At 41.1% G+C, this 17,983-nt stretch carries 15 protein-coding genes and 2 tRNA genes; 7 read left to right on the top strand and 10 right to left on the bottom strand.

Going from position 1 to position 17,983, the window contains the following annotated elements; genetic code table 11:
* The first annotated feature begins 3 nt into the window (after positions 1-3).
* Positions 4-483, top strand: a complete 480-nt coding sequence (locus GZH31_RS06345; protein WP_065979362.1) for a YchJ family protein — start codon at positions 4-6, stop codon at positions 481-483.
* Positions 484-654: 171 nt separating this feature from the next.
* Here the strand turns inward: GZH31_RS06345 and GZH31_RS06340 are convergent, their stop codons facing one another.
* Together GZH31_RS06340 and GZH31_RS06335 are read right to left on the bottom strand one after the other, a co-directional pair.
* Positions 655-954: a DUF6172 family protein gene (locus GZH31_RS06340; RefSeq protein WP_036969405.1), complete on the bottom strand. Its 300-nt coding sequence runs from the start codon at positions 952-954 to the stop codon at positions 655-657.
* A 158-nt stretch (positions 955-1,112) separates the two neighbouring features.
* Entirely contained in the window at positions 1,113-1,628 is a 516-nt protein-coding gene (locus GZH31_RS06335; RefSeq protein ID WP_180311487.1) for a VC2046/SO_2500 family protein, read from the bottom strand.
* Positions 1,629-1,740: 112 nt separating this feature from the next.
* On the opposite strand from GZH31_RS06335, the gene GZH31_RS06330 reads away from it, so the two are divergent.
* Positions 1,741-1,825, top strand: a tRNA-Tyr gene (locus tag GZH31_RS06330).
* A 48-nt stretch (positions 1,826-1,873) separates the two neighbouring features.
* Positions 1,874-1,958: transfer RNA gene (locus GZH31_RS06325), tRNA-Tyr, on the top strand.
* A gap of 328 nt (positions 1,959-2,286) precedes the next feature.
* Here GZH31_RS06325 and GZH31_RS06320 read toward each other — a convergent pair.
* Positions 2,287-2,976, bottom strand: a complete 690-nt coding sequence (locus GZH31_RS06320) for a M48 family metallopeptidase (protein ID WP_036969409.1) — start codon at positions 2,974-2,976, stop codon at positions 2,287-2,289.
* Between the two features lie 98 nt (positions 2,977-3,074).
* Between GZH31_RS06320 and GZH31_RS06315 the strand changes: the two genes are divergently transcribed.
* Positions 3,075-4,055, top strand: coding sequence for an ion channel (locus tag GZH31_RS06315; protein ID WP_180311486.1), 981 nt, complete (start codon positions 3,075-3,077; stop codon positions 4,053-4,055).
* Here GZH31_RS06315 and GZH31_RS06310 read toward each other — a convergent pair.
* Complete coding sequence (locus tag GZH31_RS06310; RefSeq protein ID WP_036969415.1) at positions 4,052-5,122, bottom strand: GGDEF domain-containing protein; 1,071 nt, start codon at positions 5,120-5,122, stop codon at positions 4,052-4,054. The genes GZH31_RS06315 and GZH31_RS06310 overlap by 4 nt on opposite strands.
* Positions 5,123-5,260: 138 nt before the next feature.
* Here GZH31_RS06310 and GZH31_RS06305 point away from each other — a divergent pair, with 138 nt between their 5' ends.
* On the top strand, positions 5,261-8,578 hold the full coding sequence (locus tag GZH31_RS06305) for a PAS domain S-box protein (protein ID WP_180311485.1): 3,318 nt from the start codon (positions 5,261-5,263) through the stop codon (positions 8,576-8,578).
* A 9-nt stretch (positions 8,579-8,587) separates the two neighbouring features.
* Positions 8,588-9,577, top strand: a complete 990-nt coding sequence (locus tag GZH31_RS06300) for a two-component system response regulator (protein ID WP_036969419.1) — start codon at positions 8,588-8,590, stop codon at positions 9,575-9,577.
* A 22-nt stretch (positions 9,578-9,599) separates the two neighbouring features.
* Here GZH31_RS06300 and GZH31_RS06295 read toward each other — a convergent pair whose 3' ends face one another.
* Both GZH31_RS06295 and GZH31_RS06290 read right to left on the bottom strand, forming a co-directional pair.
* Positions 9,600-9,992: a VOC family protein gene (locus tag GZH31_RS06295; protein WP_036969421.1), complete on the bottom strand. Its 393-nt coding sequence runs from the start codon at positions 9,990-9,992 to the stop codon at positions 9,600-9,602.
* Between the two features lie 2 nt (positions 9,993-9,994).
* Positions 9,995-10,642 (bottom strand): HD domain-containing protein, encoded by a 648-nt coding sequence (locus GZH31_RS06290; protein ID WP_180311484.1) that lies wholly within the window; start codon positions 10,640-10,642, stop codon positions 9,995-9,997.
* Between the two features lie 135 nt (positions 10,643-10,777).
* Between GZH31_RS06290 and GZH31_RS06285 the strand changes: the two genes are divergently transcribed.
* On the top strand, positions 10,778-11,968 hold the full coding sequence (locus GZH31_RS06285; protein WP_036969427.1) for a class I SAM-dependent methyltransferase: 1,191 nt from the start codon (positions 10,778-10,780) through the stop codon (positions 11,966-11,968).
* 12 nt (positions 11,969-11,980) lie between these two features.
* Here GZH31_RS06285 and GZH31_RS06280 read toward each other — a convergent pair whose 3' ends face one another.
* The 4 genes from GZH31_RS06280 to GZH31_RS06265 all read right to left on the bottom strand — a co-directional run bounded on the left by GZH31_RS06280 (position 11,981) and on the right by GZH31_RS06265 (position 17,822).
* Complete coding sequence (locus tag GZH31_RS06280) at positions 11,981-12,280, bottom strand: PilZ domain-containing protein (protein WP_036969429.1); 300 nt, start codon at positions 12,278-12,280, stop codon at positions 11,981-11,983.
* Between the two features lie 9 nt (positions 12,281-12,289).
* A complete protein-coding gene (locus GZH31_RS06275) occupies positions 12,290-12,601 on the bottom strand; it encodes a response regulator transcription factor (protein WP_230236506.1) in 312 nt (103 codons plus the stop codon).
* A gap of 179 nt (positions 12,602-12,780) precedes the next feature.
* A complete protein-coding gene (gene hrpA / locus GZH31_RS06270) occupies positions 12,781-16,671 on the bottom strand; it encodes an ATP-dependent RNA helicase HrpA (RefSeq protein ID WP_074989736.1) in 3,891 nt (1,296 codons plus the stop codon).
* A 260-nt stretch (positions 16,672-16,931) separates the two neighbouring features.
* The gene (locus GZH31_RS06265) at positions 16,932-17,822 is read right to left on the bottom strand and encodes a peptidylprolyl isomerase (RefSeq protein ID WP_180311483.1); all 891 of its coding nucleotides are present in this window, start codon (positions 17,820-17,822) and stop codon (positions 16,932-16,934) included.
* Between the last annotated feature and the right edge of the window lie 161 nt (positions 17,823-17,983).

Below are 17,983 nucleotides of genomic sequence, written 5' to 3'. Positions count from 1 at the left end.
GTTATGACATCACTCACACACTCCCTTTGTCCTTGTGGCAGCAAACAAGATTACTCGCTTTGCTGCCAACCTTTGCACGCAGGCGATAGCCAAGCGCAAACGCCGGAACAACTTATGCGTTCTCGCTTTAGTGCTTATGCCTTAAAAGATGCAAAATATGTCTTTACAACATACGCACAAAGCCAACAAACCGCTAACCCTGTTAGCGAAATCAAAGATTTTGCTAATAGCTGTCGTTTTACCAAGCTAAGCGTTTTAGATACTGAATATAACGAGCAAGAAGGTTTTGTAGAATTTAAAGCAAATTACTTTTACCAAAACTTGTATTGTGAGTTACACGAGAAATCGCGTTTTATTAAAGAAGATGGACTATGGCGTTACCTTGATGGTGAAATAACGCCTGTTGCTGATATTAAAATTGGCCGTAATGATGAATGCCCTTGCGGTAGCGGCAAAAAATATAAAAAGTGTCACGCAATTTAAATCACAGCTATTCACTTTTTATATAGCCAATCTAAACCTTGACTAGCCATTGTAGGGAAAGCCGTTGCGTGGTGGGCATGTGATATAAATCAACACAAAATAATGTCATTGTATTTCAGACAATAAAAATGGGCCTCAAGGCCCATTCTTAAATTCTATGAATTATAACGACTATTCTTCGTCAAATTCTTGTAACTGGCGTTGTGCTGGACGCGCTAGAATCTCGACATAAAACGATGTAAGCCCTTTTGCTTCAATATCGCTAATGCATTTATTAATTTCCGCCACATGAACGACTTTCGCGTCGTCAGCTGACTCTCCAAATTTACAATCAAATGCCCAGTAATCGGCATCTTCTGGGAGAGTTTTATTACGCTCACGTTTTAAATACTTCTTCACTTCGTGCTTAGCTGCATCAACCATGCGAGGGTATTTAATTTTCTCATGGTTAAGCGTGAATGTTTTCTTCATTATAGTCCTAATAACTTGGTTCAATGATAATGGCATAAAGCCATTTGGGCGCATTATAACAAGCACATAAAAAATTAGCTGTACTTTTTACTGATTTGCACCAATTTACCTATCTTTGTAAGTGTAGCGTACAAGGCGAGTATGACAATTTCAATTAATTAAGCAGTTGCCAATTGCAAAGGCTGATGAATCGCCTCGTCCGTTAAGCTGTCATAAAACGCAGCTGCATCCATTTGCATACGCTCTGTGGGTGCGTTTTTATCGTAATAGCGTTTTCTGACTGCTGGCTCACAGTTATCGATGACTTCTAACGGCACATGATTTTTATCATCGCGGATAGCAAGCGGCTCAGGACTGAGACAATTACGTAGGCGAATATCTGACAAGCCACCTTCTAAAAGTCGCAGCCCATTATTCTGCCCGATTAACATATCATATTGTTCAGGCGCTAATGGTTGTTTTGGGCCTGCCCCTAACTCATTTCTGAGTACGTGTTCTGAACTCTGAGTATCGGTTAATTCTGTTTTCGGTAAATGAAACTGGCTAAAATCAAGCGCATCATGAGACAGCATCGCCAATAATAAGGCAAACTCACCTTGGCGGTGTTCATGAACACTTTTGTTAAGACGATTATCAAGTTGACTCTCGTTGAGCAACAAACCATCAATTTGCATAGACTTTGGCCGAATAGTTTCAAGATTAACCAGTTATCGGCATTAATCTATTTTTCTTTAGTTTTTTTCTTTACTTAAAGAGCCAGTTTGCTATTATCAGCGCCGTTGCATTGGAGGGGTTCCCGAGCGGCCAAAGGGATCAGACTGTAAATCTGACGGCTCAGCCTTCGCTGGTTCGAATCCAGCTCCCTCCACCACTTTTCTACGCTCAGTTAAGTGGGGCCAAATGCAATAAAAATTAGTGTGGAGGGGTTCCCGAGCGGCCAAAGGGATCAGACTGTAAATCTGACGGCTCAGCCTTCGCTGGTTCGAATCCAGCTCCCTCCACCACTTTCCTTCTCTGCTAATTCACTATTCTATTTTTCATATTATTATTTACTTCTCTTTTCCTAAATCGTTAAACTAAAAATACAGCTATTTTCAATTGAATTATCCTTTTGTTATACCATTACGCTTAATTATGTGGTCTATTTTGAGGCAATAAAACCGCGTTGATAACAAGGCAAAAATTTAGTTATTTAGTTATTTAGTTGTTCTCGGCAATTGCTCCTGCATTGCTCTACCTCCTGCATCCATGCAGTCGTAAATCAGACATTTTTAACGCAGGTAGCGACTGGTTTAATCACTCAAAATGATTAAGTATTTTTGCGGATTAGTATTAGAGCCAGCGTAAAAATGGACCATTCACTTTCAGCCAATTGCTTGCTTTTTTATGTTCGGGATAAAACTCACTCACCCGTTGCCAAAATGCCGCACTGTGATCCATATGCTTTAAATGCGCAAGTTCATGAACAACAACATAATCAATAACCCATAGGGGCGCACTGGCTAAGTGCAAATTAAAGGTTAACTCTCTTTGGCGATTACAACTGCCCCATCGACGCTTGTAATGTTGAATTTTAAGACGTGTTGGTAACGCTTCTCTCATTTGAATACAGTAGTTTTGTATACGCATCTCAAGGTAGGTTTCTAACTTGTCATGTAAAAACTCTTCCATCAATGCAAGATACTTTGCGTCTGTGAGTTTAACGCGCGGTGAAATAGCAAGGGTTAATTCATGAGTATCAGTGTCTTGATACCATTGGCTGCAATTTTCTTGCTTAAATACAAGGGGAATTACCTGATCAAATAGCTTGATTTGCGAATTTTTAATGGGAAATTGACACTGCTCAGCGTGTAATGATTGTTTAGTAACTTGCTCTGCAACCCAATGCTGCTTTGTTTTTAACCACGCTTCAATATCTTTACGCGGGACAAAGTGAGGTGCATACACAGTCAACTGCTGCTCGGCGACTTTAATCGCGACAGTTTTTCTACGTTTACTGCGTTTTAACGTGTACTCAAACAAAATAAGCCAATGTAATTAATAAAATCTTTGTATTATATTTTACCCCGTAAAATACCTGCTAATCTATAAAGATGACTCATAAATAAGTTTTTATTCTTATGCCTGATAAACCGTGTTGTAGCTACATTTCACCAACAGGTAACACGTGTCAAGAAACCGATATGGGTTCTGGGTATTGCTTTTGGCATGACAATAAATTTGATAAATCAGGCTTAGAGCTGACTCAAAAACTTGAACGATATGCGAAAAAGGGCGGGTTACTTCAGGGTCTGCAATTACAACGTGCAAATTTAGTGGGTCTAAATTTAATAAAGAAAGATGATGAAGAAGGTTATGATCTTTCTTACTGCAATTTTTATCGAGCCAATTTGTCGGGGGCACATCTTTTCAACAATAAAATTGCCAATGCATCCTTAATGAAAGCGAACCTTCATAGCGCCAGCTTACACTACTGCGATTTACGAAATACCAACCTACTTGGGGTTAAACTCAGTGATAGCCGCATTGATAATATCGATTTAGGCGAACAATTACTGCAAGAAGCCGAGGCGTTTAAAGCTCGTCGAAATAGGCAATACTCGACTGCACGCGACTTATTTGAACAATCCGAAGAAATATACAGAAATTTACGTAAAGCGTCTGAAGACCAAGGGCTTTTCGAGCTCGCGGGTAACTTTACCTATAAAGAATTAAGAATGCGCCACGCACAGTACCCGAAAGGATCAACGAAACAAATTACTTCCAGCTTTATTGACATGTTATGTGGTTATGGTGAAAAACCTGAAAATGTCATTCGCTTTAGTCTGTCTCTTATCGTTTGTTGCGCAATATGTTACTTTTTATTTGGTGTCAGCTATCAAGATTCATTGCTTAGATTTAGTTTTGATAATTCGTTCGATGATAACGTATCAGCACTTTTAAACAGCATTTACTTTAGCGTTGTTACTTTTACAACGCTAGGCTATGGCGATATAACCCCCATTGGATTATCAAGGCTCATAGCAGCGATTGAAGCATTTTGTGGCAGCTTTTCGCTAGCGCTGTTTGTGGTGGTGTTTGTAAAGCGTATGACACGTTAATGGATTATGTGAGAACCTTGATGCTTTTTAGCCTCGTACATTTTCCGATCAGCACGATTTATAAGCTCCTCAGCACCGACGGTGCTGTCTAAAGGCGCTGAAATAATGCCAAAGCTCAAATGTAATGCGGGGTATTTTGCTTCAAAAGCAACGATCAGCTTATTACATATCGCAATGGTGTTTTCTACGTCGCAATCTGGCATGATCAGGCAAAATTCATCTCCCCCATAACGACAGGCAATGTCTATTTCTCTTGTATTCTTTTTAAGATATTTCCCGATGAATTTTAATACCTCGTCACCTTTCAAATGCCCTTGTGTGTCATTCACTGATTTAAAGTTGTCTAAATCAAAATATACAATAGTCAAAGGTAGCTTCTGACGGCGCGCTCTTGCTAATTCTCGCTGAAACAACTCTTGCATTTCTCGGCGATTATACAAATTTGTGAGGGGGTCTAGTTTGGCAAGTTTTTCAAGTTCATGTGTACGCTGCGCTACTTTCTCTTCAAGCCCTTTCGCATACACTTCTGTTCTTCGTTTCGCATTTTCTATTTCGCCAACAAGACTCGCAATGTACGTATCAAACACTAATGTTGTATCAAAATAAATAAGCTTATCAATAATGGTTAATGTTTGATTTAGCTCTGCATGGTCTTTTATGGTGTTTCTTAACACATCAAAAATGAGCTCTTTAAGGGTACATACCGCCGATAAATACAGTTTGGGCTCTACCCCAATTCGCTTATGTACCATGCCAATACGTAGCCGATTATTAACGTAATCATTTTCATAACAGCCACAAAATAAATCTATAATGTATTGTCTTTGTGCATCTCTTAAACGTGTCAGTGTGTCAGCATCTCCAATAAGTAATGAAATTTCATCGACTTCTGTTTGCTTTTTATAGAACTCATCAACCATTTTCTCAATCGCCGACTCGATAAGTGGTTTATAGTTAATGAGTGATGCTAAGCATTGTGAAGAGAGCCCTAATAAATTCATTCTATGCTGAATTTCAACATCATTTATTTGCATTTGCTCGACGAGTGTCTGCTCAGTCCTGCGCATGGGTAGTCTCACACTTAAGTATTTTCTAATTAAATATAGCTAATGAAACAAATCCTACTTAGTCTGTCATATCTTTTTTCTCTAAATCTGGCGCAAATTGTATTAGACTGACATTACTTGCAGTCTGAACGAATTATTATGCTCGCGAAATTTTTTATTACCGATCAAAATCCAAGCTTAATCATAAGTGGGGTGTACAATCCTAGTTTAGTTGTCCTTTCGATTGCTACCGCTATTTTTGCTGCATATTTCTCATTGCATATTATTGATTTAGCCAATAAAACCCGCTTTGAATCATACAGAAAACTAGGCAATGCAACCGGCTCTCTAGTCTTGTCTGGCGGAATTTGGAGTATGCACTTTATTGGTATGCTTGCATTTTCTTTATGCACAACCATTAACTATGATCCTGCTCTGACATTTTTTTCGTTTATTCCTGCTTTTTTAGCCTGCTACACAGGTATGTCACTAATACGCAGTAAAGACATTGCACATATTCCCGCAGGGTTAAAGTTACTCATGAGTTCTGTGTTAGTGGGCGCAGGTATTGGTACCATGCATTACACGGGTATGGCGGCAATGGAAATGAGCCCATTACTTCGTTATGACCCTATGTGGTTTGCTGCATCCATTTTTGTTGCCGTGTTTTTATCCTTTATTGGGCTGTATACTCGCTTTCATTTGAACGACCACTTTCAAAATTTAACCGCATTACAAAACCGGATTATTTGCGCCATTATTTTAGGTTTTGCTGTCGCCGGTATGCATTACATGGGCATGGCTGCAACGCGATTTGTCGCGACCTCCCCTTTTTTATCCGATAACACAGACAATACCAATCTTGTTTTTATTGCTGCCATGGTGTCATTTGCTACCGTGTTATTAACCGCTGTCGTTGCGATTATCAATGGTATGGTGCGCTATCGTATGCTGCTTGCTGATAAATCGGCAGAAGAATCACGACTCGATGCCATTTTAAGTACGGCAATCGATGGTATTGTGACAATTAATTGTCGCGGTATTATTTTAAGCTTTAATAAATCTGCAGAAAGTATCTTTGGCTGGAAACAAGAAGAAGTGCTCGGTCAGAACGTGAAAGTGTTGATGGATGACGACATTGCGGCTCAGCACGATGGTTATTTGCTAAACAGTGGCAACCACGCTCTTAAAAAAGTGATTGGCGTTAACCGCGACGTGTGTGCAAAACACAAGGAAGGTCATTTATTCCCTATTCGCTTAGGTCTTGGTGAAGTGAAACAACCCGATGCAGAAACGTTGTTTGTGGGCTTTATAACCGATTTAACCGAACAACGCGCATTACAACGCAGCCTAGAAGAAAAAGAACAGCAATATCGCACGTTAATGAATAACACGCCTGGCGCTGTATTTCGTTGTTTGCTCGATGACCATTGGAGCATGCTGTTCATTAGTCCCAATGTATTTGATCTAACGGGCTATACTGCCGAAGAATTTACGTCAAAAGCCATCAGTTTTGCTGACATTATAAATAAAGAAGACGAAGCGCATATTAATGAGATCATGACAAAAGCAATCTCTGAAAAAAATCAATATGCACTTGAGTATCGCGTACGCCATCGCAGCGGTAAGGTCGTTTGGGTATTAGATCAAGGTTCTATTAACAAAACGGATGATTCTGAAGTTCAGTGGGTTGATGGTGTATTAGTTGATATTACCGCACGCCATATCTATGAAGAATCATTAAAACACGCAAAACAAGAAGCTGAAGCCGCTGCACAAGCTAAACAGGCATTTATGGCAAATATGAGCCATGAAATTCGCACGCCCATGAATGCAATTATCGGGTTCAGCGATATTTTAATGGACAGCCCACTTAATAAAGAACAACAAAAGCACATCGTTACCGTAAATAATGCAGCACGCTCATTATTGCATCTTCTTAACGATGTTTTAGACTCGGCAAAATTAGAAAAAGGCAAACTCGATATTCATCACGAGCACTTTAACTTACAAGCCCTTCTCGATAACATCGTTTCTACCTTTTGGCTTGAAGCAAAGCGCAAAAACCTGTTATTAGATTTAAAAATTGCTGATGATGTCGCACCAATTTATATCGGTGATGACGCGCGTATTCGTCAAGTACTCAATAACTTAATTGGTAATGCGGTTAAGTTTACAGAATCAGGTTCTGTCACGATTAGTGTAAGTAAGACACAAAACAATCAGCTCTTTTTTGAGGTGCAAGACACTGGGATTGGCATTGCAAAACACCGCTTGAAAGCAATTTTCCAACCTTTTGAACAAGCCGATGGAACGATGACGCGTCGCTTTGGCGGCACAGGCTTAGGCACCACCATAAGCAAGCAATTGGTCGAGCTTATGGGAGGCACAATAAGTGCCGTGAGTAATGAAGGCGAAGGCAGTTGTTTTTTCTTTTCTCTTCCTTTGCAAGAAGGCGACATTAATAAAGTAGATAAACTCAGTAATAACCTACTTACATTACCACCTCTTCGTGTCTTAGTGGTTGATGATATTGAACAAAATGTCGAGCTATTAAACATATTACTCTCACAAGCTGGCCACACAGTGTATAAAGCAAAAAATGGGCTAGAGGCTATTGCTGAATTTAAACAACACAGCTTTGATATCATTTTAATGGATATCCACATGCCTGAATGCGATGGTATAACTGCTTGTAAAAAAATTCGTGAATTAGAGCAGCAACAACAATTAAAGAAAACACCTATCATCGCGTTGACCGCCAGCGTGCTTCAACAAGATAAGCTCACAGCTAAGCAAGCAGGTATGAATGGCTTTGCAAACAAACCCGTCGATATACAACAAGTTAATCATGAGATAGCGAAAGTGCTCGGTTTAGAAATTAAGCACATCACAGCTAAGCCTGATAACAAAGCAAAGCAACATATCAATTATGTTAAAGGTATCCAAATGTGGGGTAGCAAAGAAAAGCTTAATACTGAAATACGCTTATTTCTTGCTAATCATCAGCAGAGTATTCTACGTTTAAAAGAGTCAACACTTAATGCATCTGAACAAACGACACTGTTACACACGCTAAAAGGTGTGGCGGGCAATTTGACACTAACGAAATTACTGTATTTATTGTCGCAGGCCGAAAAAGAACAGGGTAAAGAAGACTTTTCTAAATTAATAACTGCGTGCTATCAAGAGTGGCAAGCACTGGCTACTTTACTCGATGAGCAAGAGCAGGTTAATACTGATAAAACACCTTCGCAAGCGGTATCGATAAGCGTATTTTTAAATCACATCGAGGCACTACAAAATCAAGCCGAGCATGCTGAAATAGATGATGAACTACTGAGTGATGTTCAAAACAATGCCCCTGTCGAGTATAAAGACGCAGTCGCAGAGATAGTTGGACATTTTGATAACTTTGACTTTGATGCAGCAAGTACTGCATTAGCCAATTTAAAGCACCGCATTGCAGCTGATTAAGGAGCAGTCATGAGTCAAATTACTGATCGAGCAAGAATTCTTGTCGTTGATGATGAGCCCGCAAATCTTAAGGTCATGCGTGAAGTTCTTGCAAATGACTATCGGTTATCATTTGCTAAATCGGGTGATTTAGCTCTGCAGCTCATTGAAAATGAACCTCCAAAACTAATTTTACTGGATGTCATGATGCCAGATATGAATGGCTTCGAGGTATGTAAAATTTTAAAAGCGAACCCTGAAACAGCTCATATTCCCGTGATATTTGTCACGGCACTGTCCCATGAACAAGATGAGTCCGAAGGCTTTTCACTTGGTGCTGTTGATTATATAACCAAACCCATCAGCCCTGCTATTGTGCGAGCCCGAGTGAAAACACATTTATCGCTAGTGCAGGCCGAGCAATTACAATTAGCCCATATTGATTTAATTAATCGCTTAGGCCGAGCGGCAGAATATAAAGACACAGATACAGGTGAGCATATCGCCCGTATGAGTCGCTACAGTAAAGTACTCGCGTTAGCTTATGGCATGACTGAATACCAAGCTGAACAGTTGAAACAAGCCGCCCCTATGCATGATGTTGGCAAAATAGGCATACCCGATTCAGTACTTTTAAAACCCGGCCGTTTAGATGCCAACGAGTTTGAGCATATGAAGCAACATGCTGTCATTGGTGCAAAAATACTCGAAAATTCAAGCTCTCCCCTATTACAGCTCGCTCATAAGCTTGCACTGGAGCATCATGAAAAGTGGGATGGTACGGGTTACCCTCTTGGTTTAAAAGGAGAAGAGATCAGCATTGAAGGTCGTATCGTCAGTATTGCTGATGTATTTGATGCACTCACCTCTGTGCGCCCATACAAAGATGCGTGGCCAGTTGAAAAAGCAGTAGAGCTGCTACAAGCCGAATCAGGCAAACACTTTGATCCCCAACTCGTCGATTTATTCATTGGCCAAATCGACGCAATTATCGAGATTAAAAATACTTACTCTCGCTAGTTTATACCCATTTAAAGGGGCCTTACTTAAGCCCCTTTTTAATTTGCTCATAATCATGAGAGGTAATTTCATGACTGTTGCCAGCACAGTCTTTAAAATACATAGAATAAGTCACGCCATGGTCGGCAATCACCGTTTTTATATTAAATTGAGCTAAATGCTCAAGCCACGCTAAAAATTGCGCTGCGTTTACACTAAAAGCGATCCCTTTACTATTGCCGGGCGCTTCAAATAATGCGAGACGGATTGTTTTTGCCTGATCTTCAAGGGTTAATGGACCTTTACCTTCATCCCAAAAAGCAAGCTCAGGAACCACAGAAAAACCTAACACATCACGGTACCATGTCACTGCCCGCGCCAAATCATCAACATTTAAATGGCAGTGATCAACCCCGTTTAATAAAGGTACACCCATGGTTACTCACCAACCTCAGATTTAAGTTGCTCTAGAAAGGCCAACATATACTCTGTTCGTCTTTTTGCTTCATCTTTCGCCGAAGGTGTATTCATACTTTGGGCGATATGTAATAGTTTAATAAAAAAGTGATCAAGCGTGTATTTAGTGTCATCAGGCTCACGATGTAAACAGAATGGATCGTCTTTATGGTAAAGATAACGCCCTATCGAGCCACCCACTTTCATGCAGCGACTTACCCCAATAGCCCCTAATGCATCCATTCGATCAGCGTCTTGGACTATTTGTGCTTCAACACTTTGTACTGCGATGTTAGCGCTAAAACTATGTGCAACAATGGCGTGATGAATTGCGGCAAAGTATTGCTCAGGGTAATTAATGGATGATAAAAAACTCAACGCTTTGTCTGCAGCCATTGTTGACGCTTTCGCTCTATTAGGGTGGTTTTTAGCAACCGCAACGCAATCATGTAACCAGGCTGCGGGTAACACGACTGCCATATTAGCCTCTTCTGCAGTGCACAGCTGTTTTGCAACCCTCACCACTCGCTCAATGTGGCTAATGTCGTGTGCCACATCGGCATGAAGTAAAGATAAAATAAAATCTCGACACTGGGTTTCAAGTTCTGCAAAGTCTATTTTTGACTGCATAAAGCGGCTGTTACCATTAACTGATTGAAATTATGCTTACTTTAACGTGGTTACTGGATTTGTTCAAAACATTCATTGTATGTTTGCCAGTGCTTCATTAAACTATGCCCCCTTTTGTTTGACGCGAGAATCCCTATGTCATCTGCTATTTACCTACAAGCTGGACGAGAAAAATCATTAAAAAGAAAACACCCTTGGGTGTTCTCTAAAGCCATTAAAAAAGTAAAAGGTAAACCAGGACTAGGTGATACGGTTACTATTTATGATAATGACGGTAAGTTTCTCGCCATTGCAGCTTACAGCCCAGAGTCACAAATACGCGCACGTGTATGGAGCTTTGACCAAAACGAAGTGATTGATCAAGCATTCTTCGAAAAGCGTCTTCGCCGTGCGTACGATGCACGCCAGCAAGTGATCAGCGAGGGAGGCTTAACAGGCTTTCGTTTAAGTGCTGCGGAGTCTGATTACTTACCGGGTATCACAATCGACAAGTTTGATAACGTATTAGTATGTCAGTTACTCAGTGCAGGTGCAGAGCGCCACAAGGGCGAAATAGTCGCGGCATTAATGGCTATTTTTCCTGGCTGCGATATCTACGAGCGCTCTGATGTCGACGTGCGAACAAAGGAAGGGTTAGATCCAATCAAAGGTGTTCTGTGGGGTAATGCACCGACAGAGCCCGTATTAATTGAAGAAAACGGCCTAAAGCTAGAAGTCGATATTATAGAAGGTCATAAAACAGGCTTTTATTTAGACCAACGTGATAGTCGTGCGGCTCTAGAACGCTTCTCTAAAGATAAAACAGTGCTTAACTGCTTTAGTTATACTGGCACATTTTCGCTGTACGCATTACGTGGCGGCTGTCAGCATGTAACCAATGTGGATGTTTCGCAACCTGCGCTCGATACCGCCAGACGCAATGTGGAGCACAACAACCTAGATTTGAATAAAGTCGATTTTGTTAAGCAAGACGTCTTTAAGTTACTGCGTCAATACCGTGATGAAGGCAAGCTGTTTGATACCATCGTGATGGACCCGCCTAAATTTGCAGACAATAAAGCACAGCTGACCGGCGCATGTCGCGGCTATAAAGATATTAATATGATTGCGATGCAAATACTAAAGCCCGGTGGCACCTTATTAACGTTCTCGTGCTCTGGCTTAATGGAACAAAACTTATTTCAAAAAGTGGTTGCCGATGCAGCGCTAGATGCAGGTAAAGATTTACTGATTATGGAACGATTAAACCAAGCTGCCGACCACCCTATTGCTGGCAGCTACCCCGAAGGTTTTTACCTAAAAGGCCTTATCTGTAAAGTGTACTAAAACAGCTAAAACCTAGTTAAAGTGAACAATTTCAAGTCCTGCACTCAAGGAGCCATCTTGCTCCTTGGTTGCTCTAATAACTTTAACTGTTGCATCAAACGAGGTGATTGCTGTGCTCGTAGAGGCAATCACCACTCGGTAAACACTGCCAATTTCTAATACTTCATCACAACATATTGCTAAGCCTGTTGCACTTAAATCAGTGCATGTAACGACTATTTCGGTGTGACTATTTTCGCCCTCTAAAGGTATTAACTTTGCAGGGGTATGAATTTGCATGCGGCGAAAATCGCGCTTTTCCTCATGAAACATGACGCCTCCTTACACAAGTGCTTTTATTTTTTCTATGAGTGTTTTAACAGAAAATGGTTTCACTACATAGGCGTCACATCCAGCATCAAATCCTGCTTTTTGCTCAAGTTCAGATTCTAAGCCAGATACCATAACAACGGGGATATTTTCTGTTTCTGGGGTGTTTTTTAATAACCGACACGTGTCATAACCATCAAGACCAGGCATACACACATCTAATAAAATGGCATTGGGAGGGTTTGCAATAGCCGATGCCAAACACGATGTTCCTGAATCCGCATAGCTTAACGAAAACTCATTGCTTAAGGTTGCTTTGAGCATTTCGAAGTTAAAATATTCATCATCAACAACCAAAATTTCTGGTCTTACTCGACGTGAAGTGTCTGCTGGAACTGCAATCGGTTTATCCTTTTCTATGCCCACATAATCTCCTTTTAGCATTTGTGTTACTAATTCAAGCGCAATGAATTCTCTGTTTCATTGCGCATACCTTTACTGAATTATAACTCACATTCTTTGATTGCGTTTAAAACACGCTTTGCAGATACAGGATAAGGTGTCCCTAGTGTTTGTGCAAATAAAGAAACACGTAATTCCTGCTGCATCCAAAAAATAGACCTGATTTCATCAGGTACGGGCATTCCTTTGGGAATTTTATTCGCCAGTTTTTGATACTGTTCAGCCACTTTTTCTAGTTCAAGTACACATAAACGATCTCGATTAGGATCAACAGGGAGTTTTTCTAGACGACGTTCAATCGCTTTTAAATAACGAATTAAATCCGCCATTTTTGCCGCGCCGTGCTGACTTACAAACCCTTTAAAAACGAGGCTTTGTAATTGTGATTTAATATCACCATGAGCAGTGATCATGGTTAAATCTACGCGCCCTTTCATACGCTTATTAAGACTGTGAGCAATGCTGAGCACTTGCTCAACTTGCGTTGCTATGTCGACCACCGTATCGCCCAACTCACCACGAATTTGCTCTTTAGCCTGCTCAAATGCTTGCTGAGTACGAATGTTGCCGTACTTTATCAATAAACTATCAACACCTGCAGCAATACAATCATCAATCAAATCATTCACTTTACCAAAGGGGTTAAAATACAACCCAAGCTTAGATTTATTAGGTAAATTTTGCTGCAAATACTTAATCGGTGACGGTACATTTAAAAGCACTAAACGACGTAAGCCCTGTTGGTGCGCCTGCTGTGCTTTTTGTTCGTTATCAAATAACTCAACCGCAGCGGAGTCTTTTTTATCGACTAAAGCTGGAAACGCTTTTATTTCATACTGACCTTGCTTTTTAACATAGGAAGCTGGTAACTCACCAAAGCTCCACTGTGTTAAGTCGGCTTTTTCTATGCCTTTATCAGCCACTTTTGATAAGGTATCGGTGACTTTGCCCTGAAGCTGAGCTTTCAGCTTAGCCAAATTTAGACCTCGAGCAAGTAACTTATCGTGCTCATCGCGAACTTCAAACTGCAAACGCAAATGAGGGGCCAACGTTGAGTAATCCCAAGCGTCTGGCTCAACACGTACCCCTGTCATACGCAGCAAACGAGTGCTTATGGCGTCAATTAAATTGCCTTGCATAGGCTCAATTGCCGCTAATACAGCATCGGCGTAGTTCGGAGCTGGAACAAAATTACGGCGTAGTGTTTTTGGTAATGACTTAATTAATGCGCAAATCAACTCATGCCTAAACGCAGGAATATGCCAATCAAAGCCGGTTTCTTGTACTTGATTAAGTAATGCAACCGGAATTTGAACCGCAACACCATCAACAGCTTGCCCTGGATCAAAATGGTACGTCAGCGGCAAGAGTAAGTTTTCTTGTTGCCATGTATCTGGGTAATCAAATTCGGTGACATGATCAGCACCATGCTGCATTAACGCTTCACGTGACATGTGCAAAAAGCGTTTATCTTTTTGTTTTTGTTGCTTCCACCAGGCGTTAAATGCCGCACGATTGTTGATATCAGCAGGAATTTTTTTGTCGTAAAACTCATACAGTGTTTGCTCATCCACTAAGATATCGCGACGACGAGACTTATTCTCAAGCACTTGAATATCATCAATAAGCTCTTGGTTATACTGTAAAAAGCCTTCATTCTGACCAAGCTCTTGTTCTACCAAAGCGCCACGAATAAACAACTCTCGGCTCACTTTAGGATCAATTTTGCTGTATACACAACGACGCTTATTAACAATAAGCAGGCCGTATAAAGTTTGCTGCTCGAAGGCGATAACAGCACCCGGTTTCTTCTCCCAATGAGGCTCGCTGTAGCTGCGTTTCACTAAATGTTGAGCAAAACCTTCAACCCATTTAAGGTCGATACGGGCATTTATACGAGCGTAGAGTTTACTTGTCTCCACCAGCTCCGCAGCCATAATCCACTTAGGGCTCTTTTTAAATAATCCTGAGCCCGGAAAAATATGGAACTGACTATTACGTGCGCCTTTGTAAATTTGTTTTTCGTCTTTAAAACCAATGTGGCTCAACATACCGCTTAAGAGTGACTGATGAATTCGGTCGCTGTCGGCAACGTTAGTTGTTGCTTTCATGCCCATTTCATTACACACAGTCGACAGTTGATAAACGATATCTTGCCATTCTCGAATACGCATATAAGCTAAAAAGTCTTTTTGACACAGCTTTCTAAACTGACTATTGCTTAACTCACTTTGTTGCTCTTCAAGATAATTCCACAGATTTAAAAATGCGATAAAGTCTGAATCTGGATCATCAAATCGGCCATGTTTTTCATCAGCTGCCCCCCGCTTTTCTTGGGGTCGCTCACGGGGGTCTTGAATCGAAAGCGCAGCAACAATAATAATGACTTCACGCAATGCCCCAAGGCTGTCTGCGGTTAGCACCATTTTGGCTAAACGCGGGTCGACGGGTAAACGACTTAAACTACGTCCTGATTTAGTCAGCTCAGTTTGCTTATGGCGCTTAGCAGGTTTAACCGCCTCAAGCTCTTCGAGTAACGTTAAACCATCATTGATGTTACGACTGTCTGGCGCTTGTACAAACGGAAATTGTTGCATATCGCCCAGTCCAAGGCCTAGCATCTGCAAGATAACCGACGCTAAGTTAGTACGTAGAATTTCAGGGTCAGTAAATTCTGGACGCGAATTAAAATCATCTTCGCTGTATAAACGAATACAAATACCCGCTTCGATACGACCACAACGGCCTTTACGCTGATTGGCACTGGCTTGTGAAATTGGCTCTATTGGTAAGCGTTGTACTTTAGTACGGTAGCTGTAACGGCTAATTCGCGCGGTGCCTGGGTCAATAACATACCGAATGCCGGGCACGGTTAACGAGGTTTCTGCCACATTTGTGGCTAAAATGATGTGGCGACGTGAATGCGGTGCAAAAATACGATTTTGTTCTGCATTCGATAAACGCGAATAGAGTGGCAGGATATCTGCGCCTTTTAAGTTGCGTTTAGAAAGCGCATCGGCAGTGTCGCGTATTTCACGCTCACCATTCATAAAGATAAGAATGTCACCGGGTCCTTCGTCACACAGCTCGTCAACGGCATCAAAAATACCTTGCAGTTGGTCACCATCGGCTTCCATCTCTTCTTTATTAATCTCTGTAGTTGGGCGATAACGTACTTCTACAGGGAAAGTGCGTCCTGACACTTCAATAATCGGGGCGTCATCAAAATGCTGAGAAAATCGCTCTGGATCGATGGTTGCTGAGGTAATAATGACTTTTAGATCGGGGCGTTTTGGCAATAAGTTCTTTAAATAGCCCAAAATAAAATCGATATTTAGGCTACGCTCATGGGCTTCATCGATAATAATCGTATCATATTGATTTAAAAAGCGGTCTTGCTGAATTTCAGCCAGCAAAATACCATCGGTCATCAATTTTATATAACTGTTATCTGAGACCTGATCACTAAAACGAATTTTAAAACCGACTTGCTGACCAAGCTCACATTGCATCTCTTCAGCAATACGGTTAGCAACGCTGCGAGCTGCCAAACGCCTTGGTTGAGTATGCCCTATGTAGCCCTCTACCCCACGACCAAGCTCTAAGCACATTTTTGGAATTTGTGTTGTTTTACCCGAGCCAGTTTCACCTGCAATGATCACCACTTGGTTGTTGGCAATCGCCTGCTTAATATCCTCTTTCTTTTGGCTAACAGGAAGTTGCTCTGGATAGGTTACTGTTGGTAATGCCGCTATACGTTGAACACGCAATTGCTGTGAGCGAGCAATATCATCCGCGATTTTTTGCGCTATGTTCGCTTGCTTTGTTTCATCGTTTATTTTTTTGATGCCATGCAGGCGTTTTTTGAGGATGAATTGATCTTTGCGTAAGCATGTTTTTAATTCGCCGAACAGCGGACCTAGGTTAACCACCCGATACCCTTATAGTTATTTGCCAATAGGGCAACCATTGTATCAAATAATCTATTGGGTGGTCATGGCTTATTTATGCCAATTCGCTCAATTAAATGAACAGTTTTGAGGCAATCAAACCGAGTTGATAACAAGGCAAAAATGTCGTTATTGGGGTGTTCTCGGCATTTGCTCCTGCATTGCTCTACCTCCTGCATCCAGGCAGTCGTAAATCCGACACTTTTAACACAGGTAGCGACAGGTTTAATCCCTCAAAATGATTAAGTATTACTGCGACTTGGCATTATTCGCTCGGTTGGAATAGGCATGGCACATACGTCGATGTAATGTGGGCTTTCAACGAACCAATCTTCTACTCGATTTTTGCGCGCATCGATTAACTGTTTAAAAGCTGTTGAATCTGTTTTCATTACTTTAAACTGGCTTGTATCAGTGTCTGTAATATCAGCCAGAACTTGCATATCTGTAATAGGATTAAATACCGCACCTTCAATGGGCTTTCGCATTAATTGGTTAAAGTGCTCCATCCCCTCTAATACACGCCCAAACACTGTAATATTTCGGTCTAGGTAGCGCTGTGCATTACCTATAGTGACATAAAATTCTGTGCCACCACTGTTAATATCGTTATCACGAGCCATTGCAAAGATACCGGGGCAATGCACTTGCCATGTTTGTGTTTGACTTTCATTTTGCGCAACCGCGAACCCATTTAGAAAGCCCGTTTTTACTGCGTAACCATCTGGGCCTTTTAATTCAGTGATCGCCAGTGGTGTATCCGTTTTTAAGTAAAATTCAGCAGGCAGCGCTTTTTTCGCCTTTTTAACCGACTTTGTTTCATTCGCGTCACCACCTTGCGCGACAAAACCTTCAACAAAGCGATAAACACTCAGCCCTTGATAAAAACCTTCTTGGGCGAGTAGTCGCATATTATTGGCGTGCAAAGGCGCCAAGCCATCATTGAGCTCAATATACGCGGCACCCGTCGGGAGAGTAAGTTTAAGAACGTTGTTTGGTTGCACAATGCGCCATTGAGACTCATCTGCGGTTTCAATAATTTCAGCTGCTGAGCGTTTTTCAACGTTATCAGCAGCGTGAATAGGCCCTGTTAAAAATGCAGCAACGCATACCGTTAATAGACTAAATTTCATTATTATTATCTTTTAAGTAATTGACAACTCAGCCTATTAACTTCTTAACAATTAAGCAAGTAAAAATACCCCAACGCACTGTGATACCATTCGCTTAATTAAGTGCTCTATGTTGAGGCAATATAACCTCGTTGATAACAATACAAAAATGTCGTTATTGA

Origin of the sequence: Pseudoalteromonas sp. JSTW (assembly GCF_013423925.1) — a bacterium.
In the GTDB taxonomy this organism is placed as follows: Bacteria; Pseudomonadota; Gammaproteobacteria; order Enterobacterales; family Alteromonadaceae; genus Pseudoalteromonas; species Pseudoalteromonas lipolytica.
This window is presented reverse-complemented; position numbering and strand designations above follow the sequence as displayed.